General features: G+C 62.3%; 13 protein-coding genes and 1 pseudogene. 2 read left to right on the top strand and 12 right to left on the bottom strand.

Going from position 1 to position 16291, the window contains the following annotated elements:
• The 5 genes and pseudogenes from NW863_RS03900 to NW863_RS03880 form a co-directional block, all read right to left on the bottom strand.
• Positions 1-1478: pseudogene (locus tag NW863_RS03900) on the bottom strand (type II secretion system protein); the annotation flags it as partial.
• Between the two features lie 174 nt (positions 1479-1652).
• Positions 1653-2249, bottom strand: a complete 597-nt coding sequence (locus NW863_RS03895; RefSeq protein ID WP_414364567.1) for a response regulator — start codon at positions 2247-2249, stop codon at positions 1653-1655.
• A 97-nt stretch (positions 2250-2346) separates the two neighbouring features.
• A complete protein-coding gene (locus NW863_RS03890) occupies positions 2347-2946 on the bottom strand; it encodes a pentapeptide repeat-containing protein (RefSeq protein WP_414364565.1) in 600 nt (199 codons plus the stop codon).
• Positions 2947-3021: 75 nt separating this feature from the next.
• On the bottom strand, positions 3022-3900 hold the full coding sequence (locus NW863_RS03885) for a DNA-formamidopyrimidine glycosylase (RefSeq protein WP_414364564.1): 879 nt from the start codon (positions 3898-3900) through the stop codon (positions 3022-3024).
• 25 nt (positions 3901-3925) lie between these two features.
• Positions 3926-4153 (bottom strand): photosystem I reaction center subunit IV, encoded by a 228-nt coding sequence (locus NW863_RS03880; protein ID WP_414362355.1) that lies wholly within the window; start codon positions 4151-4153, stop codon positions 3926-3928.
• Positions 4154-4440: 287 nt separating this feature from the next.
• Between NW863_RS03880 and NW863_RS03875 the strand changes: the two genes are divergently transcribed.
• A complete protein-coding gene (locus tag NW863_RS03875; protein WP_011429120.1) occupies positions 4441-4593 on the top strand; it encodes a chlorophyll a/b-binding protein in 153 nt (50 codons plus the stop codon).
• Positions 4594-4654: 61 nt separating this feature from the next.
• On the opposite strand, the gene NW863_RS03870 is transcribed toward NW863_RS03875, so the two are convergent.
• From NW863_RS03870 to NW863_RS03855, 4 genes are all read right to left on the bottom strand, one after another.
• Entirely contained in the window at positions 4655-6328 is a 1674-nt protein-coding gene (locus tag NW863_RS03870; RefSeq protein ID WP_414364562.1) for an NAD+ synthase, read from the bottom strand.
• Positions 6329-6413: 85 nt separating this feature from the next.
• Entirely contained in the window at positions 6414-8285 is a 1872-nt protein-coding gene (uvrC, locus tag NW863_RS03865; RefSeq protein ID WP_414364560.1) for an excinuclease ABC subunit UvrC, read from the bottom strand.
• Positions 8286-8327: 42 nt separating this feature from the next.
• Complete coding sequence (locus NW863_RS03860; protein ID WP_414364558.1) at positions 8328-10664, bottom strand: transglycosylase domain-containing protein; 2337 nt, start codon at positions 10662-10664, stop codon at positions 8328-8330.
• A gap of 3 nt (positions 10665-10667) precedes the next feature.
• The gene (locus tag NW863_RS03855) at positions 10668-12482 is read right to left on the bottom strand and encodes a protein kinase domain-containing protein (protein ID WP_414364556.1); all 1815 of its coding nucleotides are present in this window, start codon (positions 12480-12482) and stop codon (positions 10668-10670) included.
• A 117-nt stretch (positions 12483-12599) separates the two neighbouring features.
• Here NW863_RS03855 and NW863_RS03850 point away from each other — a divergent pair, with 117 nt between their 5' ends.
• Complete coding sequence (locus NW863_RS03850; protein ID WP_414364554.1) at positions 12600-13517, top strand: histone deacetylase; 918 nt, start codon at positions 12600-12602, stop codon at positions 13515-13517.
• Positions 13518-13527: 10 nt separating this feature from the next.
• Here NW863_RS03850 and NW863_RS03845 read toward each other — a convergent pair whose 3' ends face one another.
• Genes NW863_RS03845 through NW863_RS03835 form a run of 3 tightly spaced genes read right to left on the bottom strand, consistent with a single transcriptional unit; the run spans position 13528 to position 16291 of the window.
• Complete coding sequence (locus NW863_RS03845; protein ID WP_414364551.1) at positions 13528-14247, bottom strand: Stp1/IreP family PP2C-type Ser/Thr phosphatase; 720 nt, start codon at positions 14245-14247, stop codon at positions 13528-13530.
• Entirely contained in the window at positions 14247-15983 is a 1737-nt protein-coding gene (locus NW863_RS03840; RefSeq protein WP_414364549.1) for an ABC1 kinase family protein, read from the bottom strand. The genes NW863_RS03845 and NW863_RS03840 overlap by 1 nt, the downstream gene beginning before the upstream one ends.
• Positions 15980-16291 carry a DUF6825 family protein gene (locus tag NW863_RS03835; protein WP_414364546.1) on the bottom strand — a complete coding sequence of 104 codons (312 nt, stop codon included), beginning with the start codon at positions 16289-16291 and terminating at the stop codon, positions 15980-15982. Before NW863_RS03835 ends, NW863_RS03840 begins: the two co-directional genes overlap by 4 nt.

The following is a 16291-nucleotide window of genomic DNA, read 5'->3' as shown; positions in this document are numbered from 1 at the left end:
GGGTCGTTGCAGCCCTTCTGCGGGTCAGGCGTCACGGGTGGAGGCTCGTAGCTGGCCTTGGGCCCAAAGCGGTTGTCGGCCCGATAGACATCGTCCACGTAGGGCGGGCAGACCTGGTCGGAACCGGCCTGAAAACCGCCGGCCTTGATCCGCCCGGGGTTGTCTCCCCGTTCGGCGTTGAGAGGAGAAGCCGCCCATCCAGCCGCGTCTTGCTGGTAATTTCCTCGGGTGCGGATGCGGCCGAAAAGGTGGAGCTCCAGCGGATCCAGGGCCACACTCTCCGGCTCCACCCCGTTTTGCACCGAGTCAAAGTTCAGGTTGTTTAGACTGACCGACACCCTCGGTGCTACGTCTTGCTCGCCGGAGTGCACATCGAAAACCAGGCTATCGCTCACCTCCTGGCCAGCGTAGCCAATAGCCCCTGCCACCAGCTCTCCGAAGGCAGTAATCTCCGAGTTATCTACAGGCATGTAGAAGCAGGATTGCTCCGAGCTGATGGTGAAAGCCCGGAACGAGTTGGTGGAGCGATAGCGGAAGAAAAGGCTGCCGCCGGCGTAGATGGCGCCGTTCCAGTTGTAGGGGGGAGTGAAGAAGAACTCTAGGTCACCGCGGCTGAAGGCCCCCCACTTGTTGAGGAGATCCCGCCGCCGATCCTGCTGGAACTGCAAAGCCGAGATGGCGCGGGTGGTGGAGTCGGCGCCTTGAATGGGCAAGGTGACGGCAAAGACTTGGAAAGGCTTGTACAGCGCCGATCCCGCCTGGAACCAGTCTCCCACGTTGGGGTTGGCGGTCTGCTCGGCGGCTTTGTCGGTACAGGGGTTCAGGGCCGACCCTTGCAGGGGGCCACTGCGGATCATCAGGCGCCGCGCCCGCTCCGTATCCGTTAGCTGGCTATCCTCAAAGCCAGCGCCAGCAGCCCGACGGGTGTTGAGAATGGTGTAGGCAGTTACGGAGTCGTTGACGCCGTTGTTGTCGGTGTCCACCAAAAACCACCAGGCCGGCGCCCGTACCGGCACAGGCAGGGTTTGCCCGGGGTTGTTGGGATCCTCCACCTCGATGTTGGTTGTAATTTCGAACTGGGTTTCATCGGGGAGGATGTAGGGCTCGTTCTCATCCCGCGGGAGCAGCCCTCCCGCCCCGTCGTTAATCAAGGCCGCGGCAAGTTGGGCATCAGTAGGGGTGCCGGCAGGCAGGCGGGGATCCCGCACCAGGTAGTCAATCTTGGCCCGCGCCCGGTCGATGGCGGCGTTTAGTTGTCGGCTAACCGTCTGCCCCGCCCGTTCCACCTGGGTTTGGATGTTGCGCTGGGTGGAGCGGGTGAGCAGGCCCACCGTTACCAAGCTCAACACCAGCACAATCAAGATGGCGACCGGTAGAACAAAGCCACGCTCGCGGATCCTGCGCCGATCCACCGGGATCTTCAGAGAGCCAAGCAGACGCAGGGCAAGTTTGAGCAACAGTGGGGAAGGAGCAGACATAGCCGTACGCGGGTAAAGGCTGCCAAGATAGCAACAGTATGCAAGGGATCCGGATTGCAGGCATCCCCACCTCTGGGGGGAAACGCCGGACTGCCCAAGCGCTCCGCGCCGCTCACGCGACCACCCCCGGCCCCTCTCCCTGAGGGAGAGGGGAGGAGGATAGGGGCTTTGTACTTAGAGAATTCCCAGTTGTTGCGCCTTGAGCAGGGCGGTGACGCGGTCGGTGGCGTCCAGCTTGCGGTAGGCGGCGCTGGCGTATTCTTTCACGGTTTCGATGCTGAGGCCCAGGCGGCGGGCAATCTGCTTGTTGGCCAGGCCCTCCTTCATCAGTTGCAACACGCACAGCTCGCGGGGGGTGAGCTTGGGCAACGCTTGGGGGGTGGGCAGCCAGTCTTGATCGGGAGTGGCCAGAATTTGCCGAATCACGCGGGCCAGCTCCGCCGGGTCGGTTTCTTTGGAGAGGTAGCCTTTGGCCCCCGCTCGTCGCGCTGCCTCGACCAAGGCCGGCTCCTGAAAGGTGGTCATCATCACCACCACCACCGACAGGCCCAGCTCAACAATCTGCTGGCAGGCCAGGATCCCGTCTCCATCCGGCATGCGCACATCCAAAATGGCCACGTCGGGAGGGTTGTGGCGGCAGTACTCAACGGCCTGGGATCCCGTCTCCGCTTCGGCCACCACCTCAAATCCTTGTGCTTGCAGGGCAAACTTTAGCCCCAGCCGAAATAGGGGATGGTCGTCGGCAATCAGAACTCGCACAGGGGAACTCATGGCAGGGGATCCCGGCCAGGAAGGGGGCTAAGCTTAATCTGCCCAAAAGAGGGAGCTAGCCCTCACCCCCGGCCCCTCCCCCCAAGGGAGAGGGGGGCTAGTTTTTCACAAAGACCATGCCGTGGGCGCTGGGGCTAAAGGTGGGATCCAGTTGGGTCTGGGCGTTGTACAAGGCGCCAGTTAGATCCGCTCCCTCCAGAAAAGCTCCCCGCAGGTCGGCCCCGCGCAGATCGGCCTGGCGTAGGTTGGCTCCTGTCAGGTCGGCGCCGGCAAGAACAGCCCCGCGCAAATCGGCTTCGCTGAGGTTGGCCACCTGGAGGTTAGCCCCTGTGAGATTGGCCTGCTGGAGGTTGGCTTGGCTGAGATCCGCCTCCCACAGAAAGGCCCCGCCCTGATCCGTGCTGCTCAGGTTGGCGCCGCGCAAATCGGCCAAGTTGAGGATTGCCTGGGAGAGGTTGGCAGCTTGCAGATTGGCCTGCTTGAGGATGGCTTCTTTGAGGTTGGCCCCCCACAAATCCACGCCTGGCAGCTCGGCTCCCGTCAGGTCGCAGGCGGGGCAATCTTTGCTGGGGGCAACAACTTGGGATCGGCCCAGTTGGGCATCCAGCTCCAGTTGGGCAAAAACAGGAAGTGCCGGGATCCCTATCCCCCACAAAGCTATCCCGCCGAAGACGCCCCAAGACCGAGGCCCTACCACCTTTTTCACCGGGATCCCTCCCTCACCGTCGGCCTCTCTCCCTCTGGGAGAGGGGAGCTGGAGATCAACCCAGAACTATAGCTGTTCGCGGGGGATCCGCCATCCAGTTGCAACCTGGCCTGGGGGCGGCTGGCAGCGGGGGCAAAAGTGGGCTGAGCGGCCCGCCAGCTTAAGCCGCTGAATGGGGGTGCCGCAGAGGCGGCAGGGATCCCCTTCCCGACTGTACACCCAGGCTTGACCTTGATAGTTGCCGTTGATCCCACGCAGATCCCGGTAATCACGCAGGGTGGTGCCCCGCTGCTCCAGCCCAACCCGCAACACCTCGATCAAAGCTTGCCGCAGGCGGCTTTTGGCAGCGTCGGAAAGCTGCGAGGCGGGCATCAAAGGGTGAATACCGCTCAAAAACAGGGCCTCATCAGCGTAAATGTTGCCCACCCCCGCCACCAGGCCCTGATCCAGCAGGGCAGTTTTGATGGGGCGGCGGCTCTTCTGCAAAGCAGCTTGGAAATAGATTTCTGAAAAGGCCGGCGACAGCGGCTCCGGCCCCAAGCTCTGCAGGGCGGGGATCACCGTCTCCGGCTCCACCCCGGCGGGCACCAGCCACATCTGGCCAAAGGTGCGCAGATCAACAAAGCGCAGCTCCCACCCCTGCTCCAGGCGCAGCCGGACGCGAGTATGAACCGGCAAAGGCGCGGATCCCTGAACCCAGAGCAGTTGCCCGGTCATGCGCAGATGCACACCCAGAACCGCTCCGGAGTCCAGGGATCCCAAGAGATACTTGCCTCGCCGCTGCCACTGAGTCAAACAGGTACCAGCCAGCCCCTGCTCAAACTCCTCTTTGCCAGGGTAGGCCACGGTGCGAGGGAGAAGCACCTCCACCGCCAGGATGCGCAGACCTAGAGTAAGGCGCTGCAGATCCCGCCTGACGGTTTCAACCTCGGGCAGCTCGGGCACAGGACAGGAAGGCCGAAAGCTTGGTTTACTTGGCAGAGGTAGCTTTGGCTTTGGGCTTGGGCTCTTCCACCACCTCCAGCTCGTCCTCGCGGAAGTTGTTGGTGTTGATGTTGTAGTAGTTAACCTTGTCAAAGCGGACGATCACCGGGTAGAGGATGCCGCTGGTATCCACCGCTGCCACCGTTCCCACATCCCGATACCAGTAGGATTCTTTCCGCAACACACGGACTTTGGCACCACGCTGAATCGCCATAGGGGTTTTCTCCGTTGACCTGCACTTCAGATTACCCTAGTCGGTGGGAAGGCTGCGATTTCCGAACTTTTGTAACAGGGATCCCTGCCGTTCTGGGCTAGGGAGGAGAGATGAAACGCCGCACCTAGGAACCTGGCTCTTGTCCTCAACCGGAACACTGGTCATCGGCAGCTTCTTTCTTGCATTCGTAAAGAAATGCAAACTATACTGAAGGGTGGGTGGCATTCTTGTTTTCATTCTTTACAGATTCCACTCTTTTTGCTTCAAAGCACACAGCGGAGGTTCTTATGTCCAACCCCAACCTGTCTGAGCCCAAGTTTGGCTTTAACGAATATGCCGAGCGTCTCAACGGTCGCGCAGCTATGATTGGCTTTGTCCTGGCCATTGTCATCGAAGCGGTGACCGGCCAAGGCGTCGCCTCCTGGCTGGGGCTGATCTAGAAACTTGGCTTGCGGCAACCCCCCTCTCCCTGAGGGAGAGGGGCCGGGGGTGAAGGCAAAATCAAAAACAGATCCCTTCCTGGCGTTTGGCAATGGGCATGCGCCAGCCAGTGCCAAAGGCCCGGTCAGTGACCCGCAGTCCTGGAGGAGCCTGGTGGCGCTTGAACTCGGCATTTTGCACCAGCCGCAGCACCTGGTGTACGGTATCGGGATCAAACCCTTGGGCCACCAGCTCGGCAGCGGATTGGTGCTGTTCAACGTGCCGCTGCAGGATGGCGTCCAGCACGTCATAGGGGGGTAGGCTGTCGCTATCTCGCTGGTTCGGCCGCAGCTCTGCCGAGGGGGGCTTGCTGAGGATGGGAAGGGGGATCCGCTCCTGCTGCCGGTTGATCCAGCGGGCCAGGCGGTAGACCCAGGTTTTGGGCACATCGGAGATCACCGCCAAGCCACCGGACATATCCCCGTAGATGGTGCAGTAGCCCACTGCCAGCTCCGACTTGTTGCCCGTGGTCAAAAGCAGCCGGCCAAACTTGTTGGAGAGGGCCATGAGTAGGGTGCCGCGGATGCGGGACTGCAGGTTCTCTTCGGTGATGTCGGGGGGGAGGCCAGCAAAAGGCTCGGCCAAGAGATGTTGGTAGCTTTCCATAATCGCGTGAATGGGGAGCTTCAGGGTCGGGATCCCTAGGTTTTGCGCCAGTTGGTAAGCGTCCGTCAGGCTGCCGGGACTGGAATACGGAGAGGGCATGAGCACTCCCAGCACCCGCTCTGGCCCTAGGGCGTCGGCGGCGATAACGGCAGTAACAGCCGAGTCGATCCCTCCCGACAGGCCCAGCAACACCTCGCGAAAGCCACATTTGCTGACGTAGTCGCGGGTGCCCAAAACCAAGGCTTCGTACAGCTCTGCTTCCGGCTCTGTTGGCCAGCGGGATCCCGGCGGGCTGGGTTCCTCATCACGGGGATGGAGCAGCGCCTCCACATCCACGATGAGCCGATCCGGCGCAAAAGCAGCAGCTTGGGCCGCCAGCCGGCCTCGGCCATCTAGGGCGCAACTGGCCCCGTCAAAGATGAGGTCGTCGTTGCCTCCCACCTGGTTGACGTAGAGGATGGGCAGGGCGTGCTTGCGGGCTAGAGATCCCAGCATCTCCACCCGCAATTTTTGCTTGCCCAAGCTAAAAGGGGAGGCGGAAAGGTTAATCAGCAAATCGGCGCCGCAGCGGGCCATCTCTTCTACTGGATCGCGGTGGTAGCGGCAGTGCTGCCAGAAGTCGCGGTCGTTCCAGATGTCTTCACAGATGGTAAAGCCCAGTCGGCGGCCCCGGTACTCAATGGGCGGGGGCGGGGATCCCGGCTCGAAGTAGCGATCCTCGTCGAAGACATCGTAGGTGGGCAGGAGCGACTTCTGGAACCAGTGGCGGATCTGCCCCCTTTCCAGCCAGGCTGCCGCATTGTAGAGGGGCCGCCCCTCCGGCAGAGGGTTGGGCTGCACGGATCCCACCACCACCGGAATGCTCTCCTGCAGCCGGGCGGCCAACTGCTGCAAAACTTGGCCCGCCCTCTCGATGAGAGCTGGATAGAGCAGCAGATCCCGGGGTGGGTACCCCAACAGGGCCAGCTCAGACGTAATGGCCAGCTCCGCTCCTGCCGCCGCCACTGCCTCGACCGCCGCACGGATGCGTTCAGCATTGCCGCTGAGATCGCCAACGGTGTAGTTGAGTTGCAACAGCGCTACCTTCACTTGGATCCCCTTGGCCGAGAACGGTTGCCCGGCAAATGGCAGACTCCACGATAATAGGCCAGCTTGAATCGTTAAGTTTGGCCCTTCACCCCCCTTCTGCCGTTGCTGGCGACTCTGTTTCGGCTTCTGGATGGAAGTAGCGGTAAATCTGGCGGGCCAGCTTGGGGCCAATACCTGGCACCTGGGCCAACTGCTCTTCTGTGGCCATTTGAATGCGGGCAAGGGAGCGAAACGCCTCCATTAGCAGCTTTTGGCGCTGCTTGCCCAGGCCAGGGATCTCCTCCAGGACAGAAGCCTGTTGGCGTAGCTGCCGCTGCTGGCGATGGTAGGCCAGGGCAAAGCGGTGTGCCTCATCGCGGAGGCGCTGCAACAGCAGGCGGGCCGGATCCTGGGGCGGCAGCCGCAGCGGCAGCGGATCCCCGGGCCGAAAGATCTCTTCCTCCCGCTTGGCCAGGGCAATCACTGGCAGGTGATCCAGGCCCAGCTCTGCCAAGACCGCCATGACTGCCGCCAATTGCCCCTTGCCGCCATCAATGAGCACCAAGTCCGGCTGATCCTCAGGGGTCATTTTGCTGAAGCGACGCCGCGCCACTTCGGCATGGCTGGCAAAATCGTCGGAGTGGCCGGGCCGCACCTCGGGGTTGCGGATCCGGTAGCGGCGGTAGTGCTGCTTGGCTGGCAAGCCGTCGATAAACACCACCTGGCTGCCCACCGCATCGGATCCCTGGAGGTGGGAAATGTCGTAGGCTTCCAAGCGGCGGGGAGCTGCCGGCAAATCCAAAACTTCTGCCAGGCGTTCCAGCGCCTCTGCCTCCCGGTTTGCCAAGCGCTGGCTGCGGGCTAGCTCCAGCCGGGCGTTCCGCTCTACCAGTTCAATTAGCTCCGCTTTGCTCTGCCGCTGGGGGGCAAGGAGACTGACCTTGCGCCCCTTTTTTTGGCTTAGCCAAGACTCAAGAAAATCGCGATCCGGCAGCTCGTACTGGGTCAAGATTTCCGAGGGAATTTCCACCGGGTCGCAGTACTGGTAATGCTCTTGCAAAACTCGCTGCAAAATAAGAGCCGGGTCGTCGCCACGGTTTTCAGCAATAAACCCCAGCCGTCCCACCAACTTGCCCGCCCGCACCTGAAACAACTGGATGCAAGCTCGCGAGTCATCCATAGCCAAAGCCAGGGCATCGCGGCTGACGGTAGAGTTGGGCAAAGACACCTTCTGGGATTCGCCCAGTTGTTCTAGGCCACGAATTTGATCCCGGTACCGCGCCGCCGCCTCATAATTTTCTTGCTCGGCTGCCTGGGCCATTTTCTCCTTCAACTCCCGGATAAGCTCGTCCGTCTGCCCCTGGAAGATCATCGCCACTTGAGCAACGGTCTTGCGATACTCCTCCGGGCTGATCAAGCCTTGGCAGACACCAGGGCAACGCCCGATGTCGTAGTTCAAACAGGGGCGATCTTTGTAAAGGGGCTTGGGACGCTGGCGCAAGGGAAAAATGCGCTTCACCAGGCCGAGGGTGTAGCGCAGCAGGCCCACATCGGTATAGGGCCCGTAGTACTTATCTTGATTTTGGTTGAGACGGCGGTGGCGGGTAATGTAAATCTGAGGGTAAGGCTCTGACCACGTAATGCACAAGTAGGGGTATTTTTTTTCCTCCTTGAGGAGAACATTATAGGGCGGCTGATAGGTTTTAATGAGATTGTCTTCCAGGGCTAGGGCTTCGCTTTCGTTATCGGTTACGATAAACTCGATCTCGCATACCTGAACCACCATGCGCTGAATGCGAGGAGGCAAGTCGCCGGTAAAGCGAAAATAGGATCGCACGCGAGATCGCAACTTCTTCGATTTGCCCACATAGAGAATCTGGTCGGTGGCATCTCGCATCAAATAGACACCAGGTTCGCTGGGAATCTCCTTGAGTCGGCTTTCTAGAACATCAGGGTTTTGAATCAGAGGGACAGTCATACAGCTTCGCTCCAACAGGCAAAGCCAGGGATCCCAAGGTTTTTATTCCGTGATGACTTGGCTCATGTAGTTTCTCCAAGTTTGGGCGGCAATGCTGCTGCTGCCGCCGGTGGGGCCGGCGTCGTCGTTGCCCAGCCAAATGCCGGTTACCAGAGGCGGGTTGGGTGTGTAGCCGATAAAGAGCAGATCCTTGTTGGCGGTGGTGGTGCCGGTTTTGCCCGCTTCTCCGATCCCAAGGCGAGCGGCAGTGCCGGTGCCGGAGCGGATCACGCCTTGCAATACGGCGGTCATCTGCTGGGCGACGCTTGCCGACAAAACCAGCCGCTGCGAGCGGGGATCCTCGCGGCCTGGGTAGATCTCGCGGCAGGTGCGAAAGTCGTCGGGGTTGGCGCAATCGCTGCTATCCAAGATGCGGCGGATGGTGTGGGGCCTGGACCAAAGGCCGCGATTGGCCAAAGGAGCAAAGGCCGCGGTCAGCTCCAGCAGGTTCACCTCCATCGTGCCGAGTACCAGGGAAGGATAGGGCTGCAAGGGGGATTGGATCCCCATTTGCCGCGCCATGGCCACCACCTGCTCCAGCCCCACCTGTTGGGCCAGCCGCAGGGCGATTACGTTTTCGGAGAGGATCAAGCCGCGGGCCAAGTCCATGGGGGCACTTCCCGAGCGGCAGCCCTGAAAGGTGAGGTTGCCCCAAGTAAGCGGCTCACAGGAGAGCACCTGCGAAAGCGGGATCCCCTGGCTGAGGGCGGCGGCGTAGGTGAAGACTTTGAAGGTGGATCCCGGCTGCCGTTGGGCTTGGGTAGCCCGGTTGAAGGGGCTGGCGTTGTAGTCGATCCCACCTACTAAGGCCAGGATTTCACCGTTGCGGCTGTCGAGGCTGACCAAGGCACCCTGACTGAAGCCCAGGCGGGAGCCCACCTCGCGCACCGTTTGGGCCAGGGCCTGCTCCGCCAGCCGCTGGTAGGGCAAATGCAGTGTGGTCTCGATGATGAAGTTGCCCTCTGCCGAGAGGTCTTGGCCCAGAAGCTGCCGCAGCTCCTGGAAGACGGTGCTGTAGAAGTAAGGGGCAACCGTCGAGGTCTGGGAGCGCAGATTGGGGTTGAGGGTGAGGCGGCTGCGCCGGGCCCGCCGAATCTCCTCTTCTGGGAAGACTTGGAGCTCGCTGAGGCGATCCAACACCCGATCCCGGCCCCGCACGGCGGCATCGTAGTTGGCGATGGGGTTGAAGGCATTGGGAGCAGGCAGGATGGCGGCCAGGGTGGCGGCTTCGGAAAGGCTGAGCTGGCGGCTGGGGATCCCGAAGTAGAACTGGGCGGCGGTCTCAAAGCCGTAGATGCCGTTGCCCAAGTAGACGTTGTTGAGGTAGAGGGTGAGGATTTCGTCTTTGCTGTAGCGCCGCTCCAGCTTGAGGGCGGCAACAGCCTCCCGCAGCTTGCGGCCAAAGGTGTTGCCTGAGCCGGTGTAGTCGCGCAACACGGTGCGGGCCAGTTGTTGGCTGATGGAGCTGCCCCCCTGCTGCACCTCTCCGGAGCGCAGGTTGACCCAAAAGGCGCGGGCAATGCCCAGCAGATCGACCCCGAAGTGGGAGTAGAAGCGGTGATCTTCGGCGGCCACCACCACTTTGGGCAGAATCGGGCCGAAGGCCTCGAGGTTGGGCAGCTCCCGATAGATATCCCCCTGGTGGCGGCGCAGTTCGGTTTGCCGATCCCCGGCCAGGACGATGAGGGGGTTGCGATCGGCGGCGAGCGGCGGTTCTACTGAGAACTTGCTCCACTCATGGCCGATCCAAATTCTCACCCCCAGCCCCAAGAGCGCCATCAGGATCAGGCAGCCGCGCACCCCGTACACCTGCGGCGGCGGTGGATCCAACACCTGAATGAACACGCTCTCCGGATCCCGGGGCGGGCCAAGGCTGAGTCGCTGGCCATGGCGCAGGATCACTCGCCGCACCCGCTCGGCGCCGCCAAAGGGCTTGAGGCGAAAGACGCCGTTGGTGGAGTCTTGATCTTCCAGTTGGTAGCGACCGGCGTTCCACCCCAGCCAGTAGAGAATTGGGGGCAACGGGATCCGCCACCCCAGGCCGGGCAGACGCCAGCCCGGACGCGGACGGATGCGGGCGTGCAGATGGCTCACCGCAGGAGCGCGGATGCGGATGGTGGCCACCGTCTGGCTGCGACCCAGAATGTCGGATCCCTGCAGGGTGACCACTTGGGGGGGCTCTCCTGGGCAGGTGATCCGCAGGCGCACCGGGCGCTTGGGGGGAGGAGGCTCGGCGGGCTTGAGGAGAAGCGTAGGCCCGACCGGAAAGGGTCTCGCCAGGGTCTTGAAGAAGCGGGCGACGGTGCCCAGCACAGGATTCTTGTCTTCGGAAGCAGACATGGCTCAATCTCCCCGCAATTCCCGTGAGCGGCGCAGCAGCTCCTGCAGGGTCTGGCCGGGAGGAGGGCCGGCGGGGGCCGGACGGGGCTGGGCAACGGGGACGGTGGGCGGGGAAGGTGAAGGGCTGGGCGGGGGATCCCAAACGGCCAGGTAGAGGTGGCCCTGGGGGGTGCGCTCGACAAGGCCAGACCAAGGGCCGACACGGAACTGGACGCGCTCAGAACGGTTTTCCCGCACCGCCTGCAGTTCTCGCTGCAACTGGGGGGGCAAGGGGGCCTGCAGCATGTCTTCCAGCAGCCCTTCTGCCTGCGGAGCGGGCACGTCGTCGGCAACGGTGGCCTCGATTTGTTGCAGCGCCAGGCTGGATTCGTCGTAGGTGAGGCTCAAGTTCATGCCGCCCAAGCGGTACAGGTCGTACACGGTGTTGGGCCAAGCGCCCCGCCCCTGCTGGCTGGGGGATCCCAGGGCGGCCCGCACCACCTCGCGGGAAGTCTGGAGAGGGAAGGCGCGCAACACCGGCCCGCTGCCGCTGTAGGGCTCCAGCTCCGGCGCCGGATCCCGCTCCCTCTTGCCGGCGTCCTGGGCAGCACCGCCGTTGACCCGCTCCAGAGCAAGAGGTTCAGGGGCCGTATCGGGCTGCGCATCCGCTCCTGGGCGCTCATCCTCTAACTCCGTGGGAGCTGGCGAGGGGCGAGAGCCGGAGATCACCGGAGCCGCAGGGCGCTGCAGAAACCGTCCCAACTGCCAACTCACGAGGGCCCAGCCCAGCAGCCCGCCCATCAGGAAGAGGAGCAGGGATCCCCTGTTCTCCGCCGCAGTGGCCCCTGTCACGGGCCTGAGACGCAGCGTGCCGGCTGTGGCTAAAGGAGCAGGATCCCGAAGCGAGGCGCCACGGATCCCTGGCGATGGAAAGGCAACAGGGGCGGAACCTCGGATCCCGGCTTGGATGCGCTCCAGCTCTGCCAACACATTGGCCACCGTGGGCGGACGGGCAGCCGGATCTTTGGCCAAACAACTGAGGATGAGGTCGGAGAGGCCAGCGGGCAGTCCCAGCTCTTCCAGAGGCAGGGGGCGCTGCTTGTGGTGGGCCTGGTACCAGCCCGGGAAAGATTCCGTGGTGGGCTGGAGGGGCATCTGGCCCGACACCATCTGGTAGAGGATGATCCCGAAGCTGTAGATGTCGGAGCGGGCATCCAGCGGCAACCCTTCCAATTGCTCTGGGGAGGAGTAGGCCAGCGTCCCCAGGTAGGCGTGGGTGAGGCTCAGCGACTCCCGGGTGTTGAGCAACTTGGCAATGCCGAAATCCACCAGCTTCGCCAGCTCCCCCAAGCTCTCGTCGGCCACCACGATCACGTTGGCCGGCTTGAGGTCGCGGTGGATGACCTGGATCCGCTGCCCTTCCAAGAGGATCCCTTCGTGGGCCGCTTTGAGCCCCAGGCCAATTTGGCGGGCCAGGCGAAAAAAGCGCTCCAGAGGCAGAGGTCCCGCCGCCAGAATATCCTTGAGGGTTTGGCCGTTCAGGTATTCCATCACATAGAAGGGCACCCCATCGGTAGTGATGCCGTAGTCGCTCACCTTGACAATGTGCAGGCTCTTTTGGCCCAAAGCGGCGCAGGCTTTCGCTTCCCGCTCAAAGCGCAGGCGGGCCTGCTCGTCCATCGCCGGCTGGGAGAGCAGCTTAATAGCCACTTCCACCCCACCAAAGAGCAGATCTTGGGCCAAATAGACCCGCCCCATGCCTCCTTGCCCCAGCAGATGGGTGAGGCGATAGCGCTGGGCCAAGAGGCGATCCAAAAAGGGATCCGAGGAAGTGAACATAGGGGATGGCGACGATACAGAGAAGAGAGCAGGGCCCTGGCAAGAGTAGGCTACCTCTACCATAAGCACTGGGGCCCCAATAGGCCATGCTCACCCTCGTCGATCCGGTTGCCTTGAATGTCTTTGCCCGTTGTTTACCACCCCGACTACAGCGCCCCCCTGCCGCCGGGCCACCGCTTTCCCATGCAAAAATTTCGCCTCCTGCACGAGCTACTGCTGCGGGAAGGGGTGATCCGCCCTCAGCAAGTGTACCAGCCGGAGCTGCCTCCCCTGGCCTGGATCGAATCGGTGCACACGCCAGAGTACGTGCGGGCCTACTGTGAGGGATCCCTGGAGGCCAAGCTGCAGCGGCGCATCGGCCTGCCCTGGAGCCCTGAGCTGGTGCGGCGCACCTGTCGAGCCGTGGGCGGCACCGTCCTGACCGCCCAGTTGGCCCTGCGCCACGGCCTGGCTTGCAACACCGCCGGCGGCACCCACCACGCCTTTCCCACCTACGGCGCCGGCTTCTGTATTTTCAACGACCTGGCCATTGCCGCCCAAGTCCTGCTGCAGCAGGGGCTGGTGCACAAGGTTCTGATTGTCGACCTGGATGTGCACCAGGGCGACGGCACCGCCTGGATCTTCCGCTCCGAGCCGCGGGTGTTTACCTTTTCCATGCACTGCGCCGCCAATTTCCCGGCCACCAAACAACAGAGCGACCTGGACGTGCCCCTGCCGGTGGGCCTGGAAGACGAAGCCTATCTACAAATCTTGGCCGACCACTTGCCAGATCTCTTGGCCCAGGTGCGCCCGGATCTGGTGCTCTACGACGCGGGGGTGGATCCCCACCGCGAAGACCTCTTGGGCAAGCTGGCCCTCAGCGACGAGGGGCTGTTTCGCCGCGACATGCAGGTGCTGGACACCTGCTTAAAGCGAGGCTACCCCGTTGCCTGCGTTATCGGCGGCGGCTATGGCAAAGACCTTGCCCACCTTGTGTACCGCCACTCGCTGCTGCACCGCGCCGCTGGCGAGGTCTACCGGCAATACTGCCTCTAGAAGGGCACAACTAAGCGTATTCGGCGATCACCACCGTGATGTTGTCTCGCCCGCCCCGCTCTTTGGCCGCCTCGATTAACTTGCGGGGGAGCTGCTCCAAGTCCTCTACCTGCAGGCAATACTCGGCGATAGCCTCGTCATCCAGCTCTTCGGTGAGCCCGTCACTACACAACAGCAGGCGATCCCCCGGACAAACTGTAATTGGCTGGACGGCAGGCGGCCCCGCATCGGGCCGGCCCAGGCAGCGCTCGAGAATATGTCGCCAGGGGTGGACGCGGGCTTGCTCTTGCGTCAACTCCCCTTGGCGAACCGAGCGGGCCACCAAGGTGTGATCCTCCGTCATCTGCTGCATCTGGGATCCGCGCAGGCGGTAGAGGCGGGAGTCGCCAATGTGAGCACTCCAGCAGTTGTTGTGGGGATCCACCATAGCCACCACCACGGTGGTGCCCATGTCTGCCCGCTCTGGGTTTTCCCGCTGGTCTTTCAGAATGGCCTCGTTGGCTGCTTCTATCGCTTCGCTGAGCAGCTTGGGCGCTGGCACGGTCTGCCAACCCCGCTCAAGGCACTCGCGAATGACCTGAACCGCCAACAGGCTGGCTGTTGCTCCGGCAGCGTGCCCTCCCATGCCATCGGCAACGATGAAGTAACGTCCTTCTGGATCACAGTAGTAGGCATCCTGATTGCTGCTGCGGACCTTGCCTGGATCCGTAGCGCAGGCGTATCGTCGCATCACATCAGTCGCTCTGATCCATTTGCCTTTAAGAGTACCCTGACCAGCGCCAAGGCGGCGAGAACGGCCAAAGCCAGGGTGACAATCGCTAAAGTAGCATGCCCAGCCAAAAATAGCTGGGTTGCGCTGAGAAAAAAGGTTGCAAACAACACTGCGTAAATGGTGCCCAGGCCGGTGTTGTTCAGCCGGCGCATCAGGCGCTCTGCCTCGCTCGAGCGAACCCGCAGGCGCAGTTCCCCCTGTTCCAACTTGCGCAAGGTCGATTCAAGACGGCGGGGCAAGCTGAGGCTGCTACTGGTGAACTCTGCCGCCTGGCGGCTGACCTGGGCTAGCAGAGTCTCCGTCTCCGGTCTGCTGCCGTTCATCAGCTCCTCCGCGAAAGGCTTGGCCACTTCCAGAAAATTGAACTCCGGATCCAACCCTTTTCCCAGCCCCTCCAACGTGGTCAGGGCCCGCATCACGAAGGTAAAGGTGGCGGGAAAGCGAAACGGCTGATCGTAGGCCAGCTCGTAGAGGTCTTCGCTGATGGCCGCCACGGAGATTTCTCCTGGGTTGCTGGAAAAGGGTTTATCCATAAAGTGATCCAGCATGTACTGCACCGAGCGACGCACCGGCGCCAGATCGGCGGTGGGCACCAGCACCCCCAGCTCCACCAGCGAGGCCACCACCAGGTCGGCATTTTTGGCCACCACAGCCGCCAGCATGGCCATCAGCTTTTCCTTGATGCCGGGGCGAATGCGCCCCATCATGCCGAAGTCGTAGAAGATCAGCGTGCCATCCGGCTTGACGGCAATGTTGCCAGGGTGGGGATCGGCGTGAAAAAAGCCGTCCTTGAGCAGTTGCCGCAAATAGGCCTCTGCCCCCAAGCGGGCCAAAATCTTGCGATCCAGCCCCGCCGCACTCAGGGCTTCGTAGTCGCTGATCTTGATCCCCGGCAGGTATTCCAGCGTCAGCAGGCGGGGGGAAGTGTAGCGCCAGTACACTTTGGGGACGGCAATTTGCGGCATATCCCGAAAGTTGCGGCGAAAGGTGTCGGCGTTGCGGCCCTCGTTGAGGTAGTCCACTTCCTCCCAGAGGGTGCGGCGGCACTCTTCGTAGATGCCGATCCAGTCTCGGCCCGGCCCGCCCCACCGGGTGCGGTACTGAAAAAACTCGGCGATCCCGCGGCAGATCTCCAGATCAATCGTGAACAGGCGGGTCAGGCCCGGACGCTGCACCTTGACAACGACTTCTTCGCCAGTCTTGAGCTTGGCGCGATGTACCTGTCCCAAGCTGGCTGCAGCCAAAGGGGTGGGATCGAAATAGCTGTAGATCTGCTCAATCGGCTTGCCCAACTCTTGCTGCACGATGGCCGCCACCTGTTCGTAGCCAAAGGCGGGCACCCGATCCTGCAGCTTGGACAGCTCCTCGACATACTCGGCGGGGAAGAGATCGGCGCGGGTGGAGAAAAACTGCCCCACCTTAATAAAGGTAGGGCCCAGGTGGAGCAGCGTCTCACGGATCCAGATGGCTCTGGCGCGGCGGCGTTTGGCCTTGCGCTCTGGTGTGGCCTGCCCCCCGTAGCTCCACGCCTGCTGATCCAGCCAGAGGTAGAACAGCCAGGTGAGCACAAATCGCCAAATATCCAGAAGGCGGCCCCAGCGGGTGTAGTTTTCCCGGGCCCAACGGTAGGCGGTATAGGGCTTGACGGGTTCGGATCCCAAAAAGGTTCGGGATCGGAGTGTGCTGGCGTTCAAGCGTTTCGACTCCGATACTTCTGCAATTCGGAGCGCAACTGCGCCACCTCTGCCCGTAGGTCGTCCAAGGTTGCCTGCAGATCCTCTGTCTTGAAGGGCGGCGGCACTATTGCTTGGGTAGCTAGCGATGCTTCCGCCTCAGCCCGGGCCATGACATCCTGAGCAAAAGTCTGCCAGCCCTCTTGGAGCTCCGCCCACACCTTGCCCACTTCCCCAGCAATGTCGGCGAAGGTGCTCTCCAAGCGCTCTCGCAGCACGTCGGCCACCGCCTTGCCGACGAAAAAAGCCCGTACAACTGGATTCTTCAT

It is taken from the genome of Synechococcus sp. B60.1 (genome assembly GCF_047462555.1).
Taxonomy (GTDB): Bacteria; Cyanobacteriota; Cyanobacteriia; order Thermostichales; family Thermostichaceae; genus Thermostichus.
Note: the sequence above shows the minus strand (reverse complement) of the source record. Positions and strands in the feature narration are given on the sequence as shown.